Here is a 22,972-nt window from a genome sequence, read left to right as displayed (position 1 = left end):
AAGATGGCTCTATTCTTTATTTATGATCTGCTTATTTCAAAGATGCCAATGCAGCTTCGTAATTTGGCTCTTCTGTCACTTCCGCAACTTGCTCTTCATATAAAACTTTACCGTTTTCATCCAATGTAATGACTACACGGCTCAATAAACCCGCTAAAGGGCCATCGGAAAAACGCAATTGATATGCATCTGAAAAATTACTGTCTTTATATTCCGACAATGTAACCACATTATTCAAACCTTCCGCTGCACAAAAACGTCCTTGAGCAAATGGTAAATCTTTGGAAATACATAACACCACTGTATTTTCTAATCCTGACGCTGCTTTATTGAAAGCACGAACAGATGCTGCACAGGTACCTGTATCTACACTTGGGAAAATATTTAAAACTACTTTCTTTCCTTTATAATGTGCTAATGATTTATCAGATAAATCACCTGCTGTCAATTTAAAATCTGGAGCTTGATTTCCTACTGCTGGTAAATTTCCAACCGTATTAACTGCTCCACCTTTGAATGCTACTGTTGCCATAATTATTTTTTTTAGCAATTTAATGATTTCCTGTTAATCTTACTACAAAAATCACATTTATTAATACACATTCTTTCAAAATAAATATTTATCAATTTTCGCCAAAATAATATCGAAAAGCCACAAAAATTTACTATGTTAGCATTGTAATTCAAACACAAACGATAAACCAAATTTGATGTATATGAAGAAGTTACTAATTACCTTGCTTTGTGTATCGCCGTCTTTACTTTTAGCACAGGGATCTCAAGTCAATCTTCAGAGTCCAAAATCTGTCGGTATGGGTGGTGCAGGTTCTGCCTACTTTATAGATGAATCTTCCATCTTTTATAGCCCAGGAGCACTTTCAAAAATGAGCCACAATGCGGTTTCTGTAAACGGAAATGGTGTTATGTTTAAATCTGCTTTTCAAGCAACAGGAAGTTCTGTGGTGGATCATACTAAAAATCAGATAACGCCACCTTTTTCTGTTTTTGCCACAGTAGGACCTAAAAATACGTGGTGGAAAGCGGGTATAGGAATATATACACCTTATGGAGGTGCAGTAGACTGGGGCACTGAATGGACAGGTAAATACAGTTTAGTTAGTTTGTCGTTACGCGCTATATACATCCAACCTACCGTCAGTGTCAAATTAACGGACAACTTCAGTATCGGTGGGGGTTTTGTCTATAACATTGGTTCTGTGGATTTACAAAGTGCAGTTCCCGTTTATTTCCAAGATGGGTCATCAGGGTTGGCTGAATTAAAAGGAACCGGTACTGGAACAGGATATAATGTCGGTGTTCACTACAACTTAAATGAAGAATTTGCCATTTCCATGAGCTACCGATCTAAAGTTGTTACGAAATTAAAAGATGGAGATGCTAAATTCACAGTACCTGAAGCGGCGCAAGGAACATTTCCACCAGATAGTAAATTTAGCGCCGAACTTCCTCTCCCATCTACTTTTGCTGTTGGTGTAACATTCCCGATCAGTGACAAAGTAAAAATGGCTGTGGATGGAACGGTGATCAATTACGATATTTATAAAGAACTAAACTTTGATTATAGTGGTGCAAATACTCCTGACACGCATTCCCCTAAGAATTATACAAAAGCAGGTTCTATTAAAGCGGGTATCGAATACTTGCCATCAGAGAAATTGCAACTCCGTATCGGTGGTGGTTATATCGCAACACCTGTGAGTAAAGATTATGTCTATCCAGAAACTCCAGATAACAACCGTGTACTGATTGCTGGCGGTTTCACATACAAAATGAATCAGAAGTTTGATCTAACAGGCTCTTTTGCATACCAGAGAATATTACCTCGCGAAGCAAATAATGTAGACAGCCATTTATCAGGAACGTATACGACGAATATTTACGCACCAGGTATTGGATTGACGTACAAATTTTAAGCATTTATATTAAAAATGTTATTATCATGAACAGAAGAAATTTATATATAGGAGTTGCATTGGCGATACTGAGTATCACAGCATGTAAACCATCTCTCGACGAATTCACACCTTCAGCAGGAACAAAAGCTGACTTTAGTAAATATATTGCCATTGGAAATTCTCTTTCTGCAGGATTCGCTGATGGGGGACTATATCTTGATGGTCAAAAAGTAGCTTTTCCATTGCTCATCTCAGAACAACTTCAAAAAGTAGGCGGAGGCGAGTTCAAATCTCCATTTTTTAGCGAGGAGCAGTCCAATGGATCGGGCTATATTCGTCTTAAAGCATTGGTCAATGGTCAACCAGTAACAGAACAGGTTACAGACAAATTAGCTTACCGCTCAGCTAGTCCAAAATTATTAACGAAATTTACTGATCCGATCAATAATTTAGGGGTACCGGGTATGCGTATGGATATGGCTTTTGCACCTGGCATAGGAACAGCAGCTGGAAATATGTACTTCGAACGTCTATTGCCAGAAGGCACTCCACCAACAATGGATTATTACACGTATTCTACAACGCAAAACCACACGTTCTTTACTTTTTCTCTGGGAAATAATGACGCCTTAGGTTGGGCAACAAATGGTGGTGTTGTAAAAATTAATCCGATAACAGGAAAAGTAGACCCTACAACTGTGTTAACAGAGGTTTCAACATTTACAGGTCTCTTAAACAAATATGTGACCGAACTTACAAAAGAAAAACAAAAAGGTGTGTTAGCAACGATTCCTGATGTAACAGCAGTTCCATATTTTACAACAGTAACACGTCAAGCCCTCTTAGCTGCAGTAAATGCGGCAAGCACAACCAAAGTGACTGATATTTACATCGCAACTAAGACGGGCCCGCGTGCTGCTACGGATCAAGATTTCTTTGTCCTCCCTTTTTCATCGGCAGGATTATTAGGTGTACCTAATGAAAACAAAATACCTTACGGATTACACCCGCTGAATCCTGTTGCAGATCAATATGTTTTGGATACAAAAGAAGCGGCAGAAGTTGTGGCGCGTGTCAATGATTTCAATAACGCAATTAAATCGGTCGCCGCGTCTAAAGGTTTGGCGGTGGCTGATGTGAATGCATTTTTAACAGCTGTTAAAAATGGTATCCGTATCGATGGTTTATCTGTGAGTGCAAAATATATCACCGGAAATGGATTTTCGCTAGACGGTATTCATTTGACGCCTATTGGAAATGCTTTAATGGCAAATGTATTTATTGAAGCCATCAATAAAACGTACGGTGCTCAAGTTCCTAGATTAAATATATCGGATTATAGAGGCGTAAAACTTCCATAAAAATATTAATAAATGGTTTGGTAAAAGGGTGTATCATAATTATGATCACCCTTTTTATATTTATCCTCAATTAGATGTGTTTAGGGTAATAAGTATATCTTATTATGTATATAACCGCTTTGTAAGAAAAAAGTAATAACAAGTCATGTTATTTACGTGTCAGCGCAATTATATTGTTAATGAAAGCAAATTTCATTAAATTTGTATATACAAGGAGATTCAATCATGAAAGTAACACTAAATCGTCAAAATAAAGCAGTTCACTTTGAAGCAGCAAGTGAACTATCCAATGTAAAAGTAAATATTGATGGTTCAGAAGCTATTGGTGGTGAAGGCAAAGGAGTTCGCCCGATGGAATTAGTCTTAATGGCACTAGGCTCATGTAGTGTATTTGATCTTTCTTCTATTTTGACGAAACAGCGTCAGGAAATTGAAGATGTACAAGTTGAGGTTGAGGGAAAACGCCGCGAGGAAATTCCAAATATCTTTACAGATATCCACATTAGCTTTTATCTAAAAGGTGCTATTGATGAAATTAAAGCTCAAAAGGCAGCAGAATTGGCGGTCAAAAAATACTGTTCGGTACATGATATGCTTGCCGCAGGTGGTATCAATATCACCTATTCACTCAAAATCAATTAATAATAGTGGAATGCTTAGCTCATAATCTGAACTTACGCATTGTAAAATAAAAACATACAAAAACCAGATAACTATTGATATCTGGTTTTTTGTACTTGGGGAGATTCCCCTTTTTTTAATAAAGGGCGCTTTATACTTAAATCTTATAATCTTCCCTGCTCTTCCGTCTTTTTAGGCATACTGGAATTATTCTTTATCTTCTGATTGCCAAAATGATAGCGTAATGTTATATTGACTTTGCGTGTATCTCGATAATCGTTATAGTAATTATTTTGGTCCGCATATTTTGAAGATACCCTTTGTCTTTCCGATTTAAAAATATCCATAAAAGAAAGATTGACTTCAAACCGTTTACGAAAAAACTTACGGCTCGTGATCAGATAGGTACTAGAATAACCTGTGATCTTAAAAGGTCCCTGTATGGTAGGTGACTCGAAGGTGTTTCCAAGCTCAAGGTTCCAATCGCTTTCTTTATTCAGCACGAAAATTGAACTAAAATTTCCATTGGCCATCCACACTCGATTACGATACAATTGCATATCGCTACCTTGATAATTATTGACATTGTACATCCCTTCCAGTTGTGCGTTTAAACTCCAATTTTTCAATAATTGAAAACTTTTACCCAAATCTACACCTGCTCCCTGCCCGTTTCGAATATTCGTGTAATGATAGATCAGTTGATGATTTATATTATCTTGAATAGCAATCTCCATGGACGGCCATTGCTCATATCGATAAAATAAATCTACATTCCAATCTTTTTTCGTTAACGTAATATTGAGATTATGAATAATTGTAGCCTTCAACCGCGGATCTCCCTGAAAATAAGAAAAAAGATTATAATAGGACTTCGCCGGGTTTAACCACGAATAAGCAGGTCTGCTGATACGCTTACCGTAAGAAAACCCCCATTGGTATTCCTGATCTGTTTGGTACTGAGCATAGAAGGTTGGAAAGAGTACCCAATAATTTTGATTATTCCGGTCTTCCGGTTCTGAGACGACTCCTTCCAATGCCGTATTTTCAAGACGCAAACCTCCTTTCCAACTCCATTTTCGCCATTTATAAGCTATTGATCCATATACAGCTGCCTGTTGTTCATCGTAATCAAAAATATTACTCTTATCTGATCGAGGCTCAAAACTTCCTGAAGCATCATCTGAAAACATTAAGGTACTTTTCGTTTTCACAGCACTAAACTTACCTCCAAACTCAATGGCAATATTATTCATATTTACAGAAAGATCGAGCTGTGTTGTGAATAATTGGTTCTGTGTAGCATTGTCACTCAGAAAGCGCGTACTTTTAGGATCTTTTTTCTTAAATTGTAGATCTGTCCATACATCCTGTAGATTAGATTTACGATTTGTTGTAAAATAGGAAGACCAATTTGCATTCCAGTTGGAATTTATTTTTTTATTGACCTGCAGATAAAAATTATTGGTTTTACGCGATTCTATATGATCGTTCTTCGTCAAATAATAGGACTCCATTAGCCCTTCCTTATTGTAAATGGAGGTCGGCACTTCATATAATCCAGTTGATTTTGGTCCATAATACCCATTCAAGCCTATGGCGATATTCCAGGTTGTATCGGGCGTATAGTCAAAGGAAAACACGTAACTGTTTTGGCTATTATTTTTATCGATACGGGTCATAACACTTTCCCAGGAAGTTTGATCATTCGGATAGTAGACAAAATCGGTTCCATAGCGCGCATATGTCCCTCTTCCAAAATTATAAGTGGCGCGAACATTAACTTTTTCATTTTTATAATATTGGGTCAGTCCAAATAGTTGCTTACCATAATTACTTTGCTCTGTCAATGCCAGTAGCGTACCTCTGTACCCAAATAGTTGCGATTTATTGAGTTTTATATTAATAATAGTACTTCCCTCCGCTTCATATTTTGCAGGTGGACTTGTAATGACCTCAATAGATTGAACATCCGATCCTGCTGTATTTTCGAGTAACGTTTTTAGTTCTTCCCCGCTCATCATCAGTTTTCTTTCATTAATCATGACAACTACTTTTTTGTCTCCACGTACAGCTATACTACTTCCACTTACCATAACCATAGGTGTCCGTTTCAAAATATCCCAACTGTTCAATCCGGATAGGTTACTTCCTTGCACATTAAACTCTAAACGATCAATTTTTCGAGTAACCCTTGGTCTTTTACCGGTTACTTGTGCTTCTTCCAGTTTCGACTCATTAGGACTTAACTTTATTAATAATGGAACTTGTAAGGTATCTGATCGAAAATTCAATTCTCGGCTCTGATAATTTAAATGGGATATTGCCATACGGTATAGCCAGTTGTCTTCTATTACAAAATCAAACCTACCGGCAGTGTCGAGTCTTAATGTGTGGATGGGTTTACTTATACTGTCCAATAAAATGACAGTTGCTCCTTTCAAAGGAATTTCGTTTTGATCGCAGACACCACCGGATAAACGCTTCCCTTGAGCCTGTCCAAGAAAAGGTAATAATAATAGAATAATTAGATACTTCATACTTGATTAAATTGCTGCTACAAAGTTGCCTCAAGTAGTGGAGAGCGATGGTTAATAAAGAGTTAATGGTAGGTTAAGGTTCTATTTATTCAAAATCGCAACCTATATTTGTATATGGAACTTAAGTCTAAAAACTATATTTATTTTTTCACAATCCTCTTTGTTATCCTTATTGGCATTCAATCCTATTTGCTCTTGAATTCTTTTCAATTGAAGAAAAGGGAGATATATTCGCTAACAAAAGAGAAACTAGGAAAAATAGATGAGACTGACGCTCTATTCGACAATGATCTCCTTAATAATCAAGACGCAACTTCTTACTACATACAACTAGCTCAGAAAAAAATTACGCTTGCAACGCTGGAAAGCAGTTATGCTGATAAAGTAAATAAAACTGAGAAAGCGTTGACACATTATGTAGATAGTCTTTTTTCCCCATTAGGTTTTCAGGTAAGATTACAAAAAGAGATTCTACAAATCACCTTTCAAAACGCTCAAGAAAAACTGATCAAAAAGCCAATAATTGTCTATAAAACAAGTGGTGAAATGACGCATCCATTGGAGTTATCTTCTGGAACCTGGTCTACTGAAAAAACTGTTAAACAGTTAACGAAAGAACAGTCAACAATCACTGCTGAGCAGGAAGATAAACAGTACAGTTTTCTTGTTCTTCGAAGATCAACGTTTGAGGTGGTCAATATCAACTGGATTGTTTTTAAGGAGTTAGCACTCCTACTCTTCAATTCAACATTGATTCTAGTGGCTTTATTATTCTTATTTTATCGAACATATCAGAATTTAAAACAGCAACAGAAAAAGATTAGTCAGTTGCATGATGCCGTTGACAATATTTCGCATGAACTAAAAACGCCCATTGCAACGCTTAAAGTAGCTTTAAAAACAATTCAAAAACAACCTGATCCTACCATTCTAGCCGTTATGGAACGTCAAGTGGAACGTCTGGAAAACACTTTACAACCCTTGCATGAAAGTGACAAAACAGATGCAGACATCCCCATTACCTTTGATCAAGTGAAGATGATACTTGCTGATTTTAAACTTGCTCATCCTCATATAAAATTTGATATAAATGAGTTTTCAACAATCGAAATACCAATTAACGAATCCGATTTTACGACCATTATTGTCAATCTTATGAATAACAGCATCAAGTATGGTGCTACTCATCTGAGTGTATCAATTTCCACGAACAAGAATTTATTTGAAATTCAAGTACGTGATAATGGGATAGGAATGGCTTTAAAAGAAATTCCTCATATCTTTGAGAAATTCTACCGCATACAAAAAAATAATATCCATGATAGCAAGGGTTTAGGACTAGGATTATATCTTGTCAATACGATTGTAGGGCGTCATCAAGGCAAAATAGACGTTACTAGCAAAATCAATATAGGAACTACTTTTAATATTATAATTCCCCATGAATAAACTTTTGTTAATTGAAGACGATGCTGATTTCGGATTTATGTTGCAACATTATTTACAGCTTTCTGGATATGATGTGCACTGGATGCAAAGCCCAGAGGAATTACTGCTTGCTGAAAATATACTTCCTTACGATCTGTTAATTTTGGATGTAATGTTACCTGTTAAAAGCGGTTTCACATTAGCGCAGGAGATCAAAGAATACTATCCTGAAGTCCCTTTTATTTTCCTAACCGCCAAAGAACAAAAAATAGATAAAATAACAGGTTTAAAAATTGGCGCTGACGATTACCTTACAAAACCCTGTGATCCAGAGGAATTAGTATTACGAATCCAAAATATCCTAAAGCGTAATAAAAAAACTGATCAGATCACATCAATTACACTTGGTAGTTATCAATTTTTCCCTCAGCGATTACTCCTCACTCATCCACTGGAACAATTTAAACTAACAGAAAGAGAAGCGAAGCTCTTACAGTTTCTATGTCAACGCAATGGTTCTCTTGTGACAAGGGAAGAAATCTTACAGCAAGTCTGGGGTAACAGTGACTTTTTTAATGGCCGCAGCATGGATGTTTTCATTACGAGATTACGCAAGTACCTCAAACATGATTTAAATCTACACATTACTTCTTCAAGAGGTGTAGGCTTTAACATTTCCTTTTAATATGCGCGCTTGGTACTTATATCGTGATATTAGGTATCTAAACTATCTTCTCTTTTTTGCCATAATTTTTCTGCCCAACGACCAACAAACCAGAATGATACTGCCAAAATAAGAAAAAAGATTGCACGATTGATATTATCCCAAAGGTATTCTACATATCTTGTGTAGACATTCAATACAAAAAATACAAAACCAATTTCTCTTGTAGTATTGTCTTTCATCTTTAGTCCATAGATAACGAGACCTGCGGCTACTGCTGTCGACAACAGACCCCAATAAAAGATGTGGTACTGTCTTACTAAAGTCCATTCATAGAAATCTGAATAATTACCAAAAATAGAAAGAGACCACAATGAAATCATTAAGTATAGTAAGCCAATGAGGTAGCTTAGCGGTTGAAATTCTACTAGTTTTTTGAACCGTGGCTGCACATAAATAGCAATTAATGTCAGCATTAATCCAAAAATAGTAAAACGTAGTGGGTAATTCATTCCCCAGAACTTAAATCCCCAATCACTATGATATGCTGTTTCGGTCGCAAACCAGATTCCTAATGCAACAAGCATAAATACCCATATGAGCTTAGATTTTAAGCGGTTCGCGAGATATCCGTATATGAGGACTGATAATAGAAACAGTAAAGAATAGTGCATACTATTCTTATCCAATACCTTTCCTAAAAATCCGATGCATGCTGCTGTCGAAAAAACACCTATCAACATCATGGTTTCAATAGAAAGATTTTTATTAGGAAATTTTGTTTTGTAACGAAAGCCGAGGGTATAAAACAATACGGCTAAAGCACCAAAAAAAAGACAGAATAAAATATTGGGCGCTTCGTACAGTGTATCTACAAATTTGAGAAATGCAGTATCAGTCATTAAAGAAAAAACTGCAAATACCAAAGATGCTAAGGCAACCCAAAATGCATACCGTGCTAGGCGCTTCCAATCAAAGCTTTTGACATCAATGCTATCGACCATAGCTTTTGCTGTCGATGTATCAATTACATTTTCCTTCTCCCAAAATTGTATTGCTTCTTCTAAGGATTCTTTTTCTTGTTTGGTAACGTCTAATTTCTTCATATAACTTTTGTGGTGGCAAAATACAAATTATACCTTTTACTTAGGGTATAGATTTGCAATAGCGTGACAATAATAAAGAGATGAGCACTCTTAAAGTTCATTAAAAATAAGTAATTTTGCATGTTTGCAGAAATTCATCTGCGTTTGGAAGAAAACAGCGGTTACATGACAAAGAAAATCACACCTGATTTAGGTGAACAAAGTGAAGTTCAAGTATTTGGAGCACGTGTACATAACCTCAAAAATATTGACATTTCATTTCCTCGAAACGAATTGGTTGTTATTACAGGATTAAGTGGCAGTGGTAAATCGTCATTAGCTTTTGACACCATATACGCGGAAGGCCAAAGACGTTACATGGAAACATTTAGCGCTTATAGCCGTCAGTTTTTAGGTGGTATGGAACGACCGGATGTAGATAAAATTTCTGGTTTGAGTCCTGTGATTTCTATTGAACAAAAAACAACAAGCAAAAATCCGCGTTCTACTGTCGGCACTATCACTGAGGTGTATGATTTTATGCGTTTGCTATTTGCTCGCGCAAGTGAAGCATTTTCTTATGTTACAGGCAATCGCATGCAACGCATGTCTGACGACCAGATTGTTGATCGTATTTTAACCGATTTTGATGGACAGGCTTTGAATATTTTAGCTCCCGTGATCAAAGGGCGTAAAGGTCATTACCGTGAGTTGTTTGAGCAAATCCGTAAACAGGGTTATGTTAAAGTCCGTGTAGATGGAGAAATCGTAGATTTAACGCCTAAAATGCAGGTAGACCGCTATAAAATACACGATATTGAAATTGTGATCGACCGCCTAAAGGTTACTGCCGACGATAAAAAAAGGTTGCAAACATCTGTTATGCAAGCGATGAAGACAGCAAAAGGAATTATTAAGGTAGCCAATCAAGAAAATGTGGAGCAATTTTTCAGCCGCTATCTCATGGATGCCGAATCAGGTATTTCTTACGATGAACCGCAGCCTAATACGTTTTCATTTAACTCCCCATACGGTGCCTGTCCAAAATGTGATGGCCTAGGATATATTTTTGAAATTGACAAAAACACAGTTATCCCTGATGGAAAATTAAGCATTCAAAAAGGAGGCTTAGCTCCCTTAGGACCTGCAAAGGAGACCTGGAACTTCCAAGTGTTGAAAGCTGTGGCTAAAAAACTTGATTTTTCTTTGACAACACCGCTAGAGAAGTTGACAGAAGAGCAAATCGACACGTTACTATTTGGTGCTGAGGAGCCTATTTCAGTTGCTGTTTCCTACGGCAGTTACGATGTACGTGATTACCGCATTGAGTTTTCTGGCATTTTCAAAATGCTAGAGGAGCAGTCTGGTAAATCTAGTGATGATATGTCTTCTTTAGATGATTTCAGATCAAAGATTGTATGTCCAACTTGTGAAGGCGCCAGGCTTAAAAAGGAATCACTACATTTTAAATTTGCCGGTAAAAACATTTATGAACTGGCACATATGGATATTAAATCGCTATATGAATGGTTCTCAAATGTAAACGCTTCTTTAGATGAACGTCAACAGATCATTGCTACCGAAATATTAAAAGAAATACAATCGCGTTTAGGTTTCCTACTGGATGTAGGCTTAAATTACCTGACTATAGATCGTTCTTCTAAATCGCTATCTGGTGGTGAAGCGCAACGTATACGACTTGCGACACAAATAGGTTCCCAACTTGTCAATGTTCTATACATCTTGGATGAGCCGAGCATCGGTCTCCATCAGAGAGATAATGAGCGTCTGATCAATTCTTTAAAAAATTTACGTGATATCGGCAATTCAGTGCTGGTTGTTGAACATGATAAAGACATGATCTTAAATGCAGACTATGTTATTGATATGGGACCTGCCGCGGGTGTCAATGGTGGTCAAGTGGTTGCTGAAGGAAAACCGAAAGATATCCTGAAATCAAAATCACTAACTGCAGCTTATTTAAATGGGAAAAAAGAGGTTGCTATTCCTTCAGAACGAAGAGCTGGAAACGGAAAAACATTATCTTTAAAAGGTGCAACAGGAAATAACTTAAAAAATGTTTCTGTTGATTTTCCACTTGGAAAATTAATTCTTGTCTCGGGTGTTTCGGGTTCTGGTAAATCAAGTTTGATTACCGGTACGCTATATCCGATTCTAAATAAACATTTTTTCCGTGCAAAAGGTATTCCACTTCCTTACAAAAGTATCGAAGGTCTGGAGCATGTCGATAAGGTCATTGAAATAGACCAAAGTCCGATCGGTCGTACGCCAAGATCAAACCCTTCTACTTATACGGGTGTATTTTCAGATATCAGAACTTTATTTGTCCAACTTCCTGAAGCGAAAATAAGGGGTTATAAACCGGGACGTTTTTCATTTAATGTGAAAGGCGGTCGTTGTGAAACTTGTCAAGGTGGTGGAATGAAGGTTGTGGAAATGAATTTCCTTCCTGATGTCCAGGTTCCTTGTGAAACATGTCATGGAAAACGTTATAACAGAGAAACTTTGGAGGTTCGCTTCAGAAGTAAATCCATCTCAGATATCCTGGATATGAGTGTTGATGAGGCAGTCGTTTTCTTTGAAAATATTCCTTCCATCTATCGTAAGATTAAAACATTACAGGATGTTGGCTTGGGTTATATTACATTGGGACAGTCTTCAACAACATTATCGGGCGGGGAAGCACAACGGATTAAATTGGCGACAGAGCTTTCCAAGAAAGACACCGGAAATACATTTTATATCTTAGATGAACCGACAACGGGTTTGCATTTTGAGGATGTTAATGTATTGATGGGCGTAATCAACCGATTAGTTGACCGTGGTAACACGATCTTAATCATCGAACATAATCTCGATGTTATTAAATGTGCTGATTGGGTGATTGACATTGGTCCTGAAGGTGGTAAAGAAGGCGGTAATGTCTTATTTGCAGGTATACCTGAAGAGTTAATCAAAAATAAAAAGAGCGAAACGGCTCGATTCCTTAAACTGGAAATGCAATAACGAACAGTTAGATTTGATACGTAAGTATTACGTATCAAATCTAACTCATGAAAGTTAATAAGTAATGTAATTTATACGACAACTTTCTAACGGAATTAAAAGCATTCCTCATTAATTTCGTAACTTCGCGTCATATGTCGGATATTATTCAATTATTACCAGATAATGTTGCCAATCAAATTGCAGCGGGTGAAGTCGTACAAAGACCTGCCGCGGCGATCAAAGAATTGATTGAAAATGCTATTGATGCTGGGGCTGACAAGATACAATTGATCATCAAAGATGCTGGAAAATCATTAATTCAAGTGATTGATAATGGTTGTGGAATGAGCGTGACGGATGCACGTCTTTGTTTTGAACGACATGCTACTTCCAAAATTCGTAAAGCAGAAGATTTGTTTGCCATTCGTACAATGGGATTTCGAGGTGAAGCAATGGCTTCAATCGCTGCCATTGCACATGTGACTTTAAAAACACGTCGTTTTGAGGATGAATTGGGTACTGTCGTAGAGATAGAGGGCTCTAAAATCATCAATCAAGCACCAGAAGCTGTCGCTGCTGGCACCAATATTTCCATTAAAAATCTATTTTACAATATACCTGCACGCCGAAACTTTTTAAAAAGCAATTCGGTCGAGATGCGTCATATTATTGAAGAGTTCCAACGGATAGCATTAGCTAATCCTGAAATCTTTTTGACGTTACATAGTGATGGTAATGAAATGTTTCATTTACCTGCGGAAACATTGAAACAACGTATTGTTCATCTATTTGGCAACACGTATAATCAGCGATTAGTACCTGTAGAAGAGGATACCACGATCATAAAAGTAAATGGTTTTGTAGGAAAGCCTCAGTTTGCTAAAAAAACAAGAGGGGAACAATTCTTCTTTGTTAATAAGCGATTTATCAGAGACCATTACTTGAATCATGCTGTGATGAATGCTTTTGAAGAAATTCTGCCAGCAGAAACATTTCCTTTATATGTGCTTTTCATTGACATCGATCCTTCAAAGATTGATATCAATGTACACCCAACGAAAACGGAAATTAAATACGAAGATGAAAAGGCAATTTACGCGATCATCCGATCTGCTGTTAAAAGGTCTTTGGGACGATATAATATCGCGCCTTCTTTGGATTTTGAACAAGAAACAGGTTTCTCAAACATGATCACGCCAAAACCTTTGGACGAGATCATTGTACCTACGGTGAATTTTAATCCTGATTTTAATCCGTTTGAACCTGATCAGATTACAAAGACGACATTTTCGCGATCAGATAATTATCTCGCAGGTTTTGAAAAGAAAACGGCCATTCCTCAAAATTGGGATACTTTATATCAAATTACTGAACAGGATGAATCGATGCAACTGCCTTTAGAGCACGAACAACAAGACGGTCCAATTCATCAGATACAAGGTATAAAAAGTCAAGCGACAACGAAACAATTTTTTCAGATCCATAATCGATTCATTGTTTCACAAATTCATTCTGGTGTGATGCTGATCGATCAACAAGCTGCTCATGAACGCATCTTATTTGAACAGTTCAAATCACAGCTTGATCAACATAAAGGTTTGAGTCAACAGAATCTGTTTCCTCAAAGTATTGATTTAAATCCTTCAGATAATGAATTGATGCAAGATTTATTGGAAGATATTCAAAGTTTAGGGTTTCAAATTCGTTCATTTGGAAAAAACAGCTATATCATTGACGGAATACCTGCAGATTTAGGTACCGGAATTGACGAACGTAAAATTATTGAACAGATCTTAGAAGATTATAAGAACAATCTTAATGATTTCAAAATTGAGAAACGTGAGAATTTAGCAAAAAGCTTAGCGCGCAATGCGGCAATAAAACCAGGTACTTTTCTGGATAATAATGCGATATCAGAACTTATTGATCAGCTTTTCGCTTGTGAGTCTCCAAATATCTCTATTTTTGGGAAACCAATCGTTATTACCATTACCTTACAGGAACTATTAGAAAAGTTTAGTAAAAATTAGAAAATAAAAATTATGTTTCCACAATTAACACCTGTTGTCAAGAACTTATTAATAGTCAATATTGTATTTTTTATTGGTTCTAATCTAAGTCCAATGGCGTACAATTATCTTCCAGTATTTTATCCAGATTCACCATTTTTCAAAATTTGGCAGGTCATCACCCATATGTTTATGCATGCGGATCTATCACATATCTTTTTTAATATGTTTTCACTTGTGATGTTTGGCTCCCTTATTGAACAGGTTTTAGGACCTAAACGTTTTCTAAATTTATATTTACTTTCGGGTTTGGGTGCTTGGTTATTACAATCGGGTGTGCAGGGCATTGAACTGTACAATGCTACGGGTTCATTTTTTCCTCTGCATCATAGTTTAGATCTTTCTAATTTAGCTTCTAGCAATCCAAACCTTGTTAAAGAAATATACACGACTAGAATGTTAGGTGCTTCAGGTGCTGTTTACGGAATACTTTTATCATTTGCTTATCTATTTCCGAACTTACCATTGCAATTCTTATTTATACCAGTACCCGTTAAAGCCAAATACATGATAGGGGGATTTATTCTTCTCGAAATTTATATGAGTATATCTAGACCGGGCGATTCTGTTGCACACTTAGCTCATGTCGGTGGAGCTTTATTTGGTTATATACTATTAAAGGTCTGGGGTATAAAAAAAGGATTATATTAATTAACTTTATAAGATGAGGGAAAACTCGTTCAAAAACTTTATCAGGACAACCTTCGGTTCAGGCTCTCCCATTCCATTTATTATTGGTGGACAGGTTTTCCTATTTATTCTGATTTATTTTTTTGATCTCCTTTTTGAGCTGAAGATTATTTCTTTCCCTCTTTTTCAATGGAGCGTAGATAAACTAAGTTTACCAACAAATTTTCAGGCATTCATCCAGCAACCGTGGTCTCTAATTACGTATAACTTTCTATATACAGGCCTTTTCAACGTTGCTTTTGATTGTTTATGGCTATATTGGTTAGGTACTATTTTCTTTAATTTTTTAAATAGGAAACAGTTTCTTTTCATTTACATTGTCTCCGCTATCATGTCGGGACTGATCTTTTTAGTCTTCTCACACCTTGCTCTTTTCTCCAATACGATTAATCCTCCATTGAGCACTGGAGCATTTGGATTAGCTGCAATTTTAGCTGCTACAGCTACCTTAGTTCCAAAATATGAACTTAGACTATTGCTGTTTGGGAATGTTAAATTAAAGACTATCGCTATCATTTATTTTGCAATCCAGTTTTTGTTCTTTATTCTTACGAATAGACCTGCGGCCATCAGTTATTTTTGTTCCATTCTCTTTGGAATGGGATTTATTTATGCACTGCAATCGGGCATGGACTGGTCTAAAGTATTTAAAAGAAAACAGAAAAGATCCACAAAAATGAAAGTTGTCGTAGGTAATGGTGCACAACAATCAAAGCATCATCGTTATGATTTACCGAATCAGGATCAGATCGATCAAATTTTGGATAAGATATCCTTAACAGGCTATGATAGTCTAAGTTCACACGAAAAAGAAATTCTTTTCAAAGCAAGCAATAATAATAAGATCGATGGTTAAGCGTGTATTGTTAAAAAAAAAATTGGGCTATTTAAGCAGGACCGTTTTCATTTTTAACATTCTTGCTATTGTTGCTTTATTGATTAGCTATTCTGCTTCTTTCATCAATCCTAAGACAGTTTGGCCTATTGCATTTTTTGGTTTAGGTTATTTACCGATATTACTTGTCAATATTGGTTTTATCGCTTATTGGTTGTTAAGAAAACCTAAAATGATTGTATTTTCTTTAGCAACGATCTTACTTGGCTGGCCACTGCTAACAAAACATTGGAATTTACGTTCGAGCTCTCCAATAACTCAAAAAGCATCTGATCAGATCCGCGTACTTAGCTTCAATGCCCATCTTTTTAAAGATATCAACGACTCAAAGAAAAACTTCAAAAATGATGCGATAAAGATATTGGACAGTATTAAACCAGACATTGTCTGTTTCCAAGAATATTACAGTAAAATAAAAGGGAAATATGTCATCTCTAATGAGTTTAAGAGCAAACTAGGCTATGACTATCATTATTTTGCAGAAAGTGCCAAAAATGATTATGAGGCTTATGGAATGACCATATTCTCCAAATATCCGATTATAAATTCTGGTAATATCTTAGATAATGACTATGGTATCAACCGCATTTCGTACGCAGATATTGAAAAAAATGATAGTACTATCCGCGTCTACAATGTTCATCTCAGATCTTTTGCTCTTCAAAATGATGAAAAGGAATTTTTTCAAAATCCATCATCCAAAAAGGAGACTGATAATGCAGCTACACGTCGCATTGGACGAAAACTTAAAAATGCTTTTGAATTTAGAAGTGAACAGGCGAGTTCTTTAAAAAAACATATGGACGCTTGTCCTTTCCCTTTTATCGTAATGGGTGACTTTAATGATACGCCTATGAGCTATTCAGTAAATCGGGTGAGTAAGGGGCTCCACAATGCATTTAAAGAAAAAGGATCGGGTTGGGGAGTGACGCATTATGAATTATTGCCGATCTTTCAAATTGATTATATTTTTGCCAGTTCCAATTTTGATATCTTAAATTATCATGTGGTTAAAAGAAAATTATCAGACCACTACCCTATCTGGAGCGATTTGAAATTGAAGCACCTTTAGTGCATCTGAATTCCCAATGCACGAAATGCTCCTGCAACAAAATGATCTTTTCTATTTTTTATCTTAAAGTAAGCTTCTCTACCAAAATAATAACGTCCTACTAGTGCCTCAATATCTGACTGAATAATTTGATGCAGACGATCTGCTTCAAGTTTGTTCACAGCTATTCCTTTTTTTAATAAAAAGGAAATGAAATCATTAAACTCGGAGTCAGGCAAATTGTAACCACTCAAGAAATTTTCTATGGAATAAGCTGGCAATTTTTTTGTAAACCTATCATAAACAAATTCTTGTATACTATTGGAATGATATATCTCTCTATATTTAGCACTGATTTCATTGGAATCTATTGGAATGAGAACGTCGGGCTGAATTCCACCTCCCCCAAATAGCATTTTCCCCTTACTGGTTGTATATAAATCATGCGGATTAAATTCGGTATCCAACGTCCATAGGTCAAATGTGGTCATATACTTAGACTGATCGTAATTTGCGCGCGTATATTTGCGCTGAATACATCTGCCCAAAGGGGTGTAATAACGTGCTACTGTCAGGTTAACGGCAGAGCCATCGGCAAAGTCAAATTGTTCTTGAACTAATCCTTTGCCATAGGAACGACGACCGACTACTGTACCTCTATCTAAATCCTGTAGCGCACCTGTCACGATCTCGCTTGCGGAAGCTGAATCTTCATTAATAAGTATTACGATGCGACCTTCACTAAAATCACCGGCTTCTTTTGAGAAATAATCCCTTCGCAATTCATTGGCTCCTTCAGTATACATCAGTAAACGCTTATCTTTAAAAAACATACTGGCTATTTCAATAGCTGTATGTACATAACCGCCGCCATTGCCTCTCAAATCTAAAATTAAATCTTGCGCTCCACTTTTTCGAAGATCGCGCAATTTGATTTTAAAATCTTCAGAAGTCTGATGCCCAAAGCGTCTTATTTTTACGTAAGCTACTTTAGGAGCTATCATATAGAATGCATCCAATGTACTCACAGATACTTGATCGCGAACAACTTTGAGCGGAGTTGTCAAAATTTCGTTATTTCGTTTCACAATGATGTCTACTGTAGATCCTTTTTTACCTCGAATCAACTTGTCTACTTCATTTTCTGTCACACGTACGCCAGCTATATTTCGATTCGCAATTTTGACCAATCGATCTCCAATCTTCATTCCAGACTTTTCTGCAGGACCAGCTGAGATCATTCCGACAACAAGCAAGGTATCGTTAAGATTAAAGTACTCAACACCAATACCATCAAAAGTTCCTTCCAGAGCCTCTGCTTGTGCTAAACGTTCATTGGGTTTTAAATAGGTTGAAAAAGGATCTAATCGGGTAATGATATGCTGAATGGCTTCATCCTGAATCGTATCTAAACTTACTTTATCAACGTAATTGTCCGATATTAAATTAACCAGATATTGAACTTTTTCAGAATTACCGGTCAGTCCCCCTGCTAGAATAGAAGTTGATTGTTTATTACCTTGTTCATCGGCATATTTTTGCCCAAGCAATAGCCCCACGAGTAAAACTCCTGCGTATGTTGCTGCCACAAAAATATTCCGTTTTATACTTCCTTGCATATGAAAAGATGCTTCAAAAATACTAAGTTTTATCCATTAAAACCACAATATATGAGTTGATTTTTGGATTAAAACAAAAGTCGTTAAAAGTGGTTAATATGTGAAAGTTTTCTCAACTTTGTGTTTGTAACAATCAAATAATCTGCCAAAATGCACGAAATTGAACCTTTTTACAATTGGAGACATGATTATATCGCATCGGAAGATGAACAGTCTCCTTTTTACGGAACGATATATAATGAATTTGAATACGACAAACAGATTTATAATTTCCTTTTACACCCCCAGTGGGACGACTTTGGTTCACATACTTTATATTTGAAAGTCCTATTTGTAGACTATGACAAGCAATTTTGCATCATCGAACTGATTGGCGAATGGAATGATACCATTGATAATGACATTATGATCCTGAAGCGTGAAGTGATTGATCTGATGATCGCTTCGGGTATTAATCATTTTATATTAATTGGTGAAAATATTCTTAATTTTCATGCTTCAGATGATACTTATTATGAAGAATGGTTTCAGGATATTGATGATGGTTGGATAGCTGCTGTTAATTTTAGGACACATGTCATCACAGAATTTATGCAAAATAATATTGATTATTATATCAATTTTGGAGGAAACCTCAATGATCTTTCTTGGCGTACCTTAAAACCAATTCAAGTTTTCCATCATATCAATGAACAATTAACCAAACGATTGAATGGTTAACAACATTTGAAGATACTATGACATTCAAATTTTACTAAGATGAAGTGTTTGAATGCCTGTTCTCTATATTTTTACTTAACTTTGTTATATTAAAAAAAATCAAACGCTATGTCATTTAGAATAGAAAAAGATACCATGGGTGAAGTTCAAGTACCTGCAGATAAATACTGGGGTGCTCAAACAGAACGTTCACGCAATAATTTCAAAATTGGTCCTGCTGCATCTATGCCACATGAAATTATCGAAGGTTTTGCTTACTTGAAAAAAGCTGCTGCTTATGCTAATGCTGAATTAGGTGTATTACCTATTGAGAAACGTGATGCTATTGCTGCAGTTTGTGATGAGATCTTAGCTTGTAAATTGGACGATCAATTTCCATTGGTAATCTGGCAAACAGGTTCGGGAACTCAATCTAACATGAATTTAAATGAAGTAATTGCAAACCGTGCTCAGGTATTAGCTGGTTTCAAAATTGGAGAAGGTGAGCCTGTGTTAAAAGCGAATGATGATGTGAACAAATCACAATCTTCTAATGACACCTACCCTACTGGAATGCACATAGCGGCCTATAAAGCAGTTGTTGAAGTAACAATTCCTGGTGTTGAAAAACTACGTGATACATTAGCAAAAAAATCTGCTGAATTCATGAATGTTGTTAAAATTGGCCGTACTCACTTAATGGATGCAACTCCTTTAACATTGGGTCAAGAATTATCAGGCTATGTAGCACAGTTGAATTATGGTATCAAAGCTGTTAAAAATACTTTAGCGCATTTGGCAGAAGTAGCATTAGGTGGTACTGCAGTTGGTACGGGATTAAATACACCTGCTGGATATGATGTTCTGGTAGCAAAATATATCGCTGAATTTACTGGTCATCCTTTCATTACTGCTGAGAATAAATTCGAAGCTTTAGCTGCGCATGATGCCATTGTTGAATCACACGGATCATTAAAACAATTAGCAGTTTCGTTAAATAAAATTGCTAACGATATCCGCATGTTGGCTTCTGGTCCTCGCTCTGGTATTGGTGAAATTATTATTCCTGAAAATGAACCTGGTTCTTCGATCATGCCTGGAAAAGTTAACCCTACTCAATGTGAGGCTTTAACAATGGTTGCTGCTCAGGTAATGGGTAATGATGTAGCTATTACTATCGGTGGTACTCAAGGTCACTATGAATTGAATGTATTCAAACCTTTAATGGCGTCTAACTTTTTACAATCAGCTCGATTAATCGGAGATGCTTGTGTATCATTTGAAGAGCACTGTGCAAGTGGTATTGAACCAAATTATGCTCGTATTAAAGAATTAGTTGATAACTCTTTGATGTTGGTAACGGCTTTGAATACTAAAATAGGCTACTACAAATCGGCAGAAATTGCACAAACAGCACATAAAAATAACTCGACATTAAAAGAAACGGCTATTGCATTAGGATATGTAACTGCTGCAGAATTTGACGAGTGGGTAAAACCTGAAGAAATGGTAGGTAGCTTAAAATAAGGCTATGATTCCATTTTTAAATAAATTAAAAAATATCAAAGCATACCTATTTTTAGCAATGGGTATGCTTTTGCTATTTGGAAGTTGCAAATTCAATTCGGAAATGCAATCTGAGGGTGCTGGTTATTTGCAAGGGGAATGGAAACAAGACAGTATTGCCGACCAAGATCAAATGTTGCAATATACGCTCACAGATTTCCGTTTTACCTGTGACTCCATTTATGCACGCATGTATGTCCATGCTAAAACAAAGCAGATATCAGATAGCTGTTACAATAATGGGTCTTGGATCGAATATGCTAAAGGTATTTATGTTGTACGTGGTGACAGTGTCATTGTCGATGGTATATACGTCAAAGAAAATGGCAAACAAAAAGTATCTGGGTGCTATCGCCAAGGTCAATATTTACCAAGGTTTAAAGTTGCTTTCCACTCTAAAGATTCTCTAGTATTAGAAAATAAATATGATCAGCGTCCTATCATATTACGTAAAACAAAGGATGTAATTTGTGTCCCGCAGAAACGCTGGCAATAAAAAAGAATAAACGTGTAGCCATTTAATTTTTTAAATGGCTTTTTCTATCATTAACGACACGCTCGTCACTATCTGAGCAAAAAAATATGAATAAAGGAATTATTGCATTGGCATTTGGAGGTCTCGCTATAGGAATGACAGAATTTTCTATGATGGGAATCTTACCAGACATCGCAAAAGACTTAAATATCGATATTCCAACAGCTGCCCATTTAATAGCACTTTATGCTATCGGTGTTGTTGTTGGTGCCCCTACATTAGTACTATTATCTGGAAAATACCCTCCTAAAAACGTTTTACTTTTTTTAATGGTTCTATTTTTCATTTTTAATGGGTTATTTGCTATATCTCCTACCCATTTTACCATGCAACTTTCCAGATTTATGTCCGGTTTGCCACATGGAGCTTTCTTTGGTGTAGGTTCTGTTGTTGCAGCTAGATTAGCTCCTAAAGGTAAAGAGGCGCAGGCAATATCGATTATGTTTACAGGTATGACGATTGCTAATTTAGCAGGTGTGCCTTTAGGAACATATATCGGACATCATTACTCTTGGCGCATTACCTATGGTGTCATCAGTGTACTAGGCCTTCTGACATTTTTAATGATTTATCTTTGGTTACCAAAAATTGAATCTTCTAAACAAAACAATATTATAGCACAGGTAAGTTTTTTCAAAAAGCAAGAAGCATGGCTACTGATGGCAATTATTGCAATCGGAACTGGAGGTCTTTTTGCCTGGATCAGCTATATTGCTCCATTGGTTACAAATGTATCTGGACTTGACCCTAATCGTGTGCCTATTATTATGATTTTAATCGGTATAGGTATGTTTTTTGGAAATTTATTGGGTGGAAAAATGGCTGATACCATCTCTCCGACAAAAGCGGCTATTGCTAGTTTTAGTGCTATGGCGATATGTTTAGTCTTTGTTTATTTTGTTTCACCATTTCAATGGTCAGCATACATTATGGCCTTTATTACGGGTTTGGTTTCTTTTACAATAGGTCCACCTACACAGATGATGTTGATCCGGACTGCTAAAGGTGCTGAAACTTTGGCTGCAGCGGGTGGTCAGGCAGCATTCAACTTGGGTAATACTTTAGGAGCTTATTTAGGAGGTATACCCATTACATATGGCTTAATGTATAATACTCCTTCTCTAGTAGGTGTTGGAATGGCCACTATAGGCGCTTTACTTGCTTGTGTATTCTTGGTTCAATTTGTACAAAAGAACAGAATCCCAAGTGCAGACTAACAGATAA

The 22,972-nt window shown here is 36.4% G+C and carries 18 protein-coding genes; 14 read left to right on the top strand and 4 right to left on the bottom strand.

All coding sequences use genetic code 11. The features are described 5' to 3' along the window. Window positions 1–31: 31 nt before the first annotated feature. Window positions 32–532 carry a thiol peroxidase gene (gene tpx / locus JAZ75_RS09515; protein ID WP_208701465.1) on the bottom strand — a complete coding sequence of 167 codons (501 nt, stop codon included), beginning with the start codon at window positions 530–532 and terminating at the stop codon, window positions 32–34. A gap of 184 nt (window positions 533–716) precedes the next feature. On the opposite strand from tpx, the gene JAZ75_RS09510 reads away from it, so the two are divergent. From JAZ75_RS09510 to JAZ75_RS09500, 3 genes are all read left to right on the top strand, one after another. After that, window positions 717–1,934: an OmpP1/FadL family transporter gene (locus JAZ75_RS09510; RefSeq protein WP_132841032.1), complete on the top strand. Its 1,218-nt coding sequence runs from the start codon at window positions 717–719 to the stop codon at window positions 1,932–1,934. Window positions 1,935–1,960: 26 nt separating this feature from the next. Beyond that, a complete protein-coding gene (locus tag JAZ75_RS09505; protein ID WP_208701463.1) occupies window positions 1,961–3,277 on the top strand; it encodes a G-D-S-L family lipolytic protein in 1,317 nt (438 codons plus the stop codon). A gap of 225 nt (window positions 3,278–3,502) precedes the next feature. Beyond that, entirely contained in the window at window positions 3,503–3,919 is a 417-nt protein-coding gene (locus JAZ75_RS09500) for an OsmC family protein (RefSeq protein WP_208701461.1), read from the top strand. A 143-nt stretch (window positions 3,920–4,062) separates the two neighbouring features. Here JAZ75_RS09500 and JAZ75_RS09495 read toward each other — a convergent pair whose 3' ends face one another. After that, window positions 4,063–6,438 (bottom strand): outer membrane beta-barrel family protein, encoded by a 2,376-nt coding sequence (locus tag JAZ75_RS09495; RefSeq protein ID WP_208701459.1) that lies wholly within the window; start codon window positions 6,436–6,438, stop codon window positions 4,063–4,065. A 210-nt stretch (window positions 6,439–6,648) separates the two neighbouring features. Between JAZ75_RS09495 and JAZ75_RS09490 the strand changes: the two genes are divergently transcribed. Continuing rightward, window positions 6,649–7,887 (top strand): sensor histidine kinase, encoded by a 1,239-nt coding sequence (locus JAZ75_RS09490; RefSeq protein ID WP_208701457.1) that lies wholly within the window; start codon window positions 6,649–6,651, stop codon window positions 7,885–7,887. Then, window positions 7,880–8,551 (top strand): response regulator transcription factor, encoded by a 672-nt coding sequence (locus JAZ75_RS09485; RefSeq protein WP_021188034.1) that lies wholly within the window; start codon window positions 7,880–7,882, stop codon window positions 8,549–8,551. The genes JAZ75_RS09490 and JAZ75_RS09485 overlap by 8 nt, the downstream gene beginning before the upstream one ends. Before the next feature lie 29 nt (window positions 8,552–8,580). Here JAZ75_RS09485 and JAZ75_RS09480 read toward each other — a convergent pair whose 3' ends face one another. Next, window positions 8,581–9,636 carry a DUF2157 domain-containing protein gene (locus tag JAZ75_RS09480; RefSeq protein WP_208701455.1) on the bottom strand — a complete coding sequence of 352 codons (1,056 nt, stop codon included), beginning with the start codon at window positions 9,634–9,636 and terminating at the stop codon, window positions 8,581–8,583. Window positions 9,637–9,801: 165 nt separating this feature from the next. Here JAZ75_RS09480 and uvrA point away from each other — a divergent pair, with 165 nt between their 5' ends. The 5 genes from uvrA (at window position 9,802) to JAZ75_RS09455 (ending at window position 17,350) form a co-directional block, all read left to right on the top strand. Beyond that, the gene (uvrA, locus tag JAZ75_RS09475) at window positions 9,802–12,642 is read left to right on the top strand and encodes an excinuclease ABC subunit UvrA (RefSeq protein ID WP_208702411.1); all 2,841 of its coding nucleotides are present in this window, start codon (window positions 9,802–9,804) and stop codon (window positions 12,640–12,642) included. A 134-nt stretch (window positions 12,643–12,776) separates the two neighbouring features. Continuing rightward, window positions 12,777–14,654, top strand: coding sequence for a DNA mismatch repair endonuclease MutL (mutL, locus tag JAZ75_RS09470; protein WP_208701453.1), 1,878 nt, complete (start codon window positions 12,777–12,779; stop codon window positions 14,652–14,654). Window positions 14,655–14,666: 12 nt separating this feature from the next. Next, a complete protein-coding gene (locus JAZ75_RS09465) occupies window positions 14,667–15,344 on the top strand; it encodes a rhomboid family intramembrane serine protease (RefSeq protein ID WP_132841022.1) in 678 nt (225 codons plus the stop codon). 13 nt (window positions 15,345–15,357) lie between these two features. Then, window positions 15,358–16,239, top strand: a complete 882-nt coding sequence (locus tag JAZ75_RS09460) for a rhomboid family intramembrane serine protease (protein WP_208701451.1) — start codon at window positions 15,358–15,360, stop codon at window positions 16,237–16,239. Continuing rightward, the gene (locus JAZ75_RS09455; protein ID WP_132841019.1) at window positions 16,232–17,350 is read left to right on the top strand and encodes an endonuclease/exonuclease/phosphatase family protein; all 1,119 of its coding nucleotides are present in this window, start codon (window positions 16,232–16,234) and stop codon (window positions 17,348–17,350) included. Before JAZ75_RS09460 ends, JAZ75_RS09455 begins: the two co-directional genes overlap by 8 nt. On the opposite strand, the gene JAZ75_RS09450 is transcribed toward JAZ75_RS09455, so the two are convergent. Further along, entirely contained in the window at window positions 17,347–18,918 is a 1,572-nt protein-coding gene (locus tag JAZ75_RS09450; protein WP_232789398.1) for a S41 family peptidase, read from the bottom strand. The two genes, JAZ75_RS09455 and JAZ75_RS09450, sit on opposite strands and share 4 nt — an antisense overlap. A gap of 180 nt (window positions 18,919–19,098) precedes the next feature. On the opposite strand from JAZ75_RS09450, the gene JAZ75_RS09445 reads away from it, so the two are divergent. The 4 genes from JAZ75_RS09445 to JAZ75_RS09430 all read left to right on the top strand — a co-directional run bounded on the left by JAZ75_RS09445 (window position 19,099) and on the right by JAZ75_RS09430 (window position 22,965). Then, a complete protein-coding gene (locus JAZ75_RS09445; protein WP_208701447.1) occupies window positions 19,099–19,668 on the top strand; it encodes a hypothetical protein in 570 nt (189 codons plus the stop codon). Between the two features lie 108 nt (window positions 19,669–19,776). Beyond that, complete coding sequence (fumC, locus tag JAZ75_RS09440; RefSeq protein WP_208701445.1) at window positions 19,777–21,174, top strand: class II fumarate hydratase; 1,398 nt, start codon at window positions 19,777–19,779, stop codon at window positions 21,172–21,174. Window positions 21,175–21,178: 4 nt separating this feature from the next. Then, complete coding sequence (locus JAZ75_RS09435) at window positions 21,179–21,709, top strand: fumarate hydratase (RefSeq protein ID WP_168127608.1); 531 nt, start codon at window positions 21,179–21,181, stop codon at window positions 21,707–21,709. Window positions 21,710–21,795: 86 nt separating this feature from the next. Then, complete coding sequence (locus tag JAZ75_RS09430; protein WP_132769279.1) at window positions 21,796–22,965, top strand: MFS transporter; 1,170 nt, start codon at window positions 21,796–21,798, stop codon at window positions 22,963–22,965. Window positions 22,966–22,972 lie beyond the last annotated feature (7 nt).

It is taken from the genome of Sphingobacterium sp. UDSM-2020, assembly GCF_016132525.1.
GTDB classification, from domain to species: Bacteria; Bacteroidota; Bacteroidia; order Sphingobacteriales; family Sphingobacteriaceae; genus Sphingobacterium; species Sphingobacterium anhuiense.
Note: the sequence above shows the minus strand (reverse complement) of the source record. Positions and strands in the feature narration are given on the sequence as shown.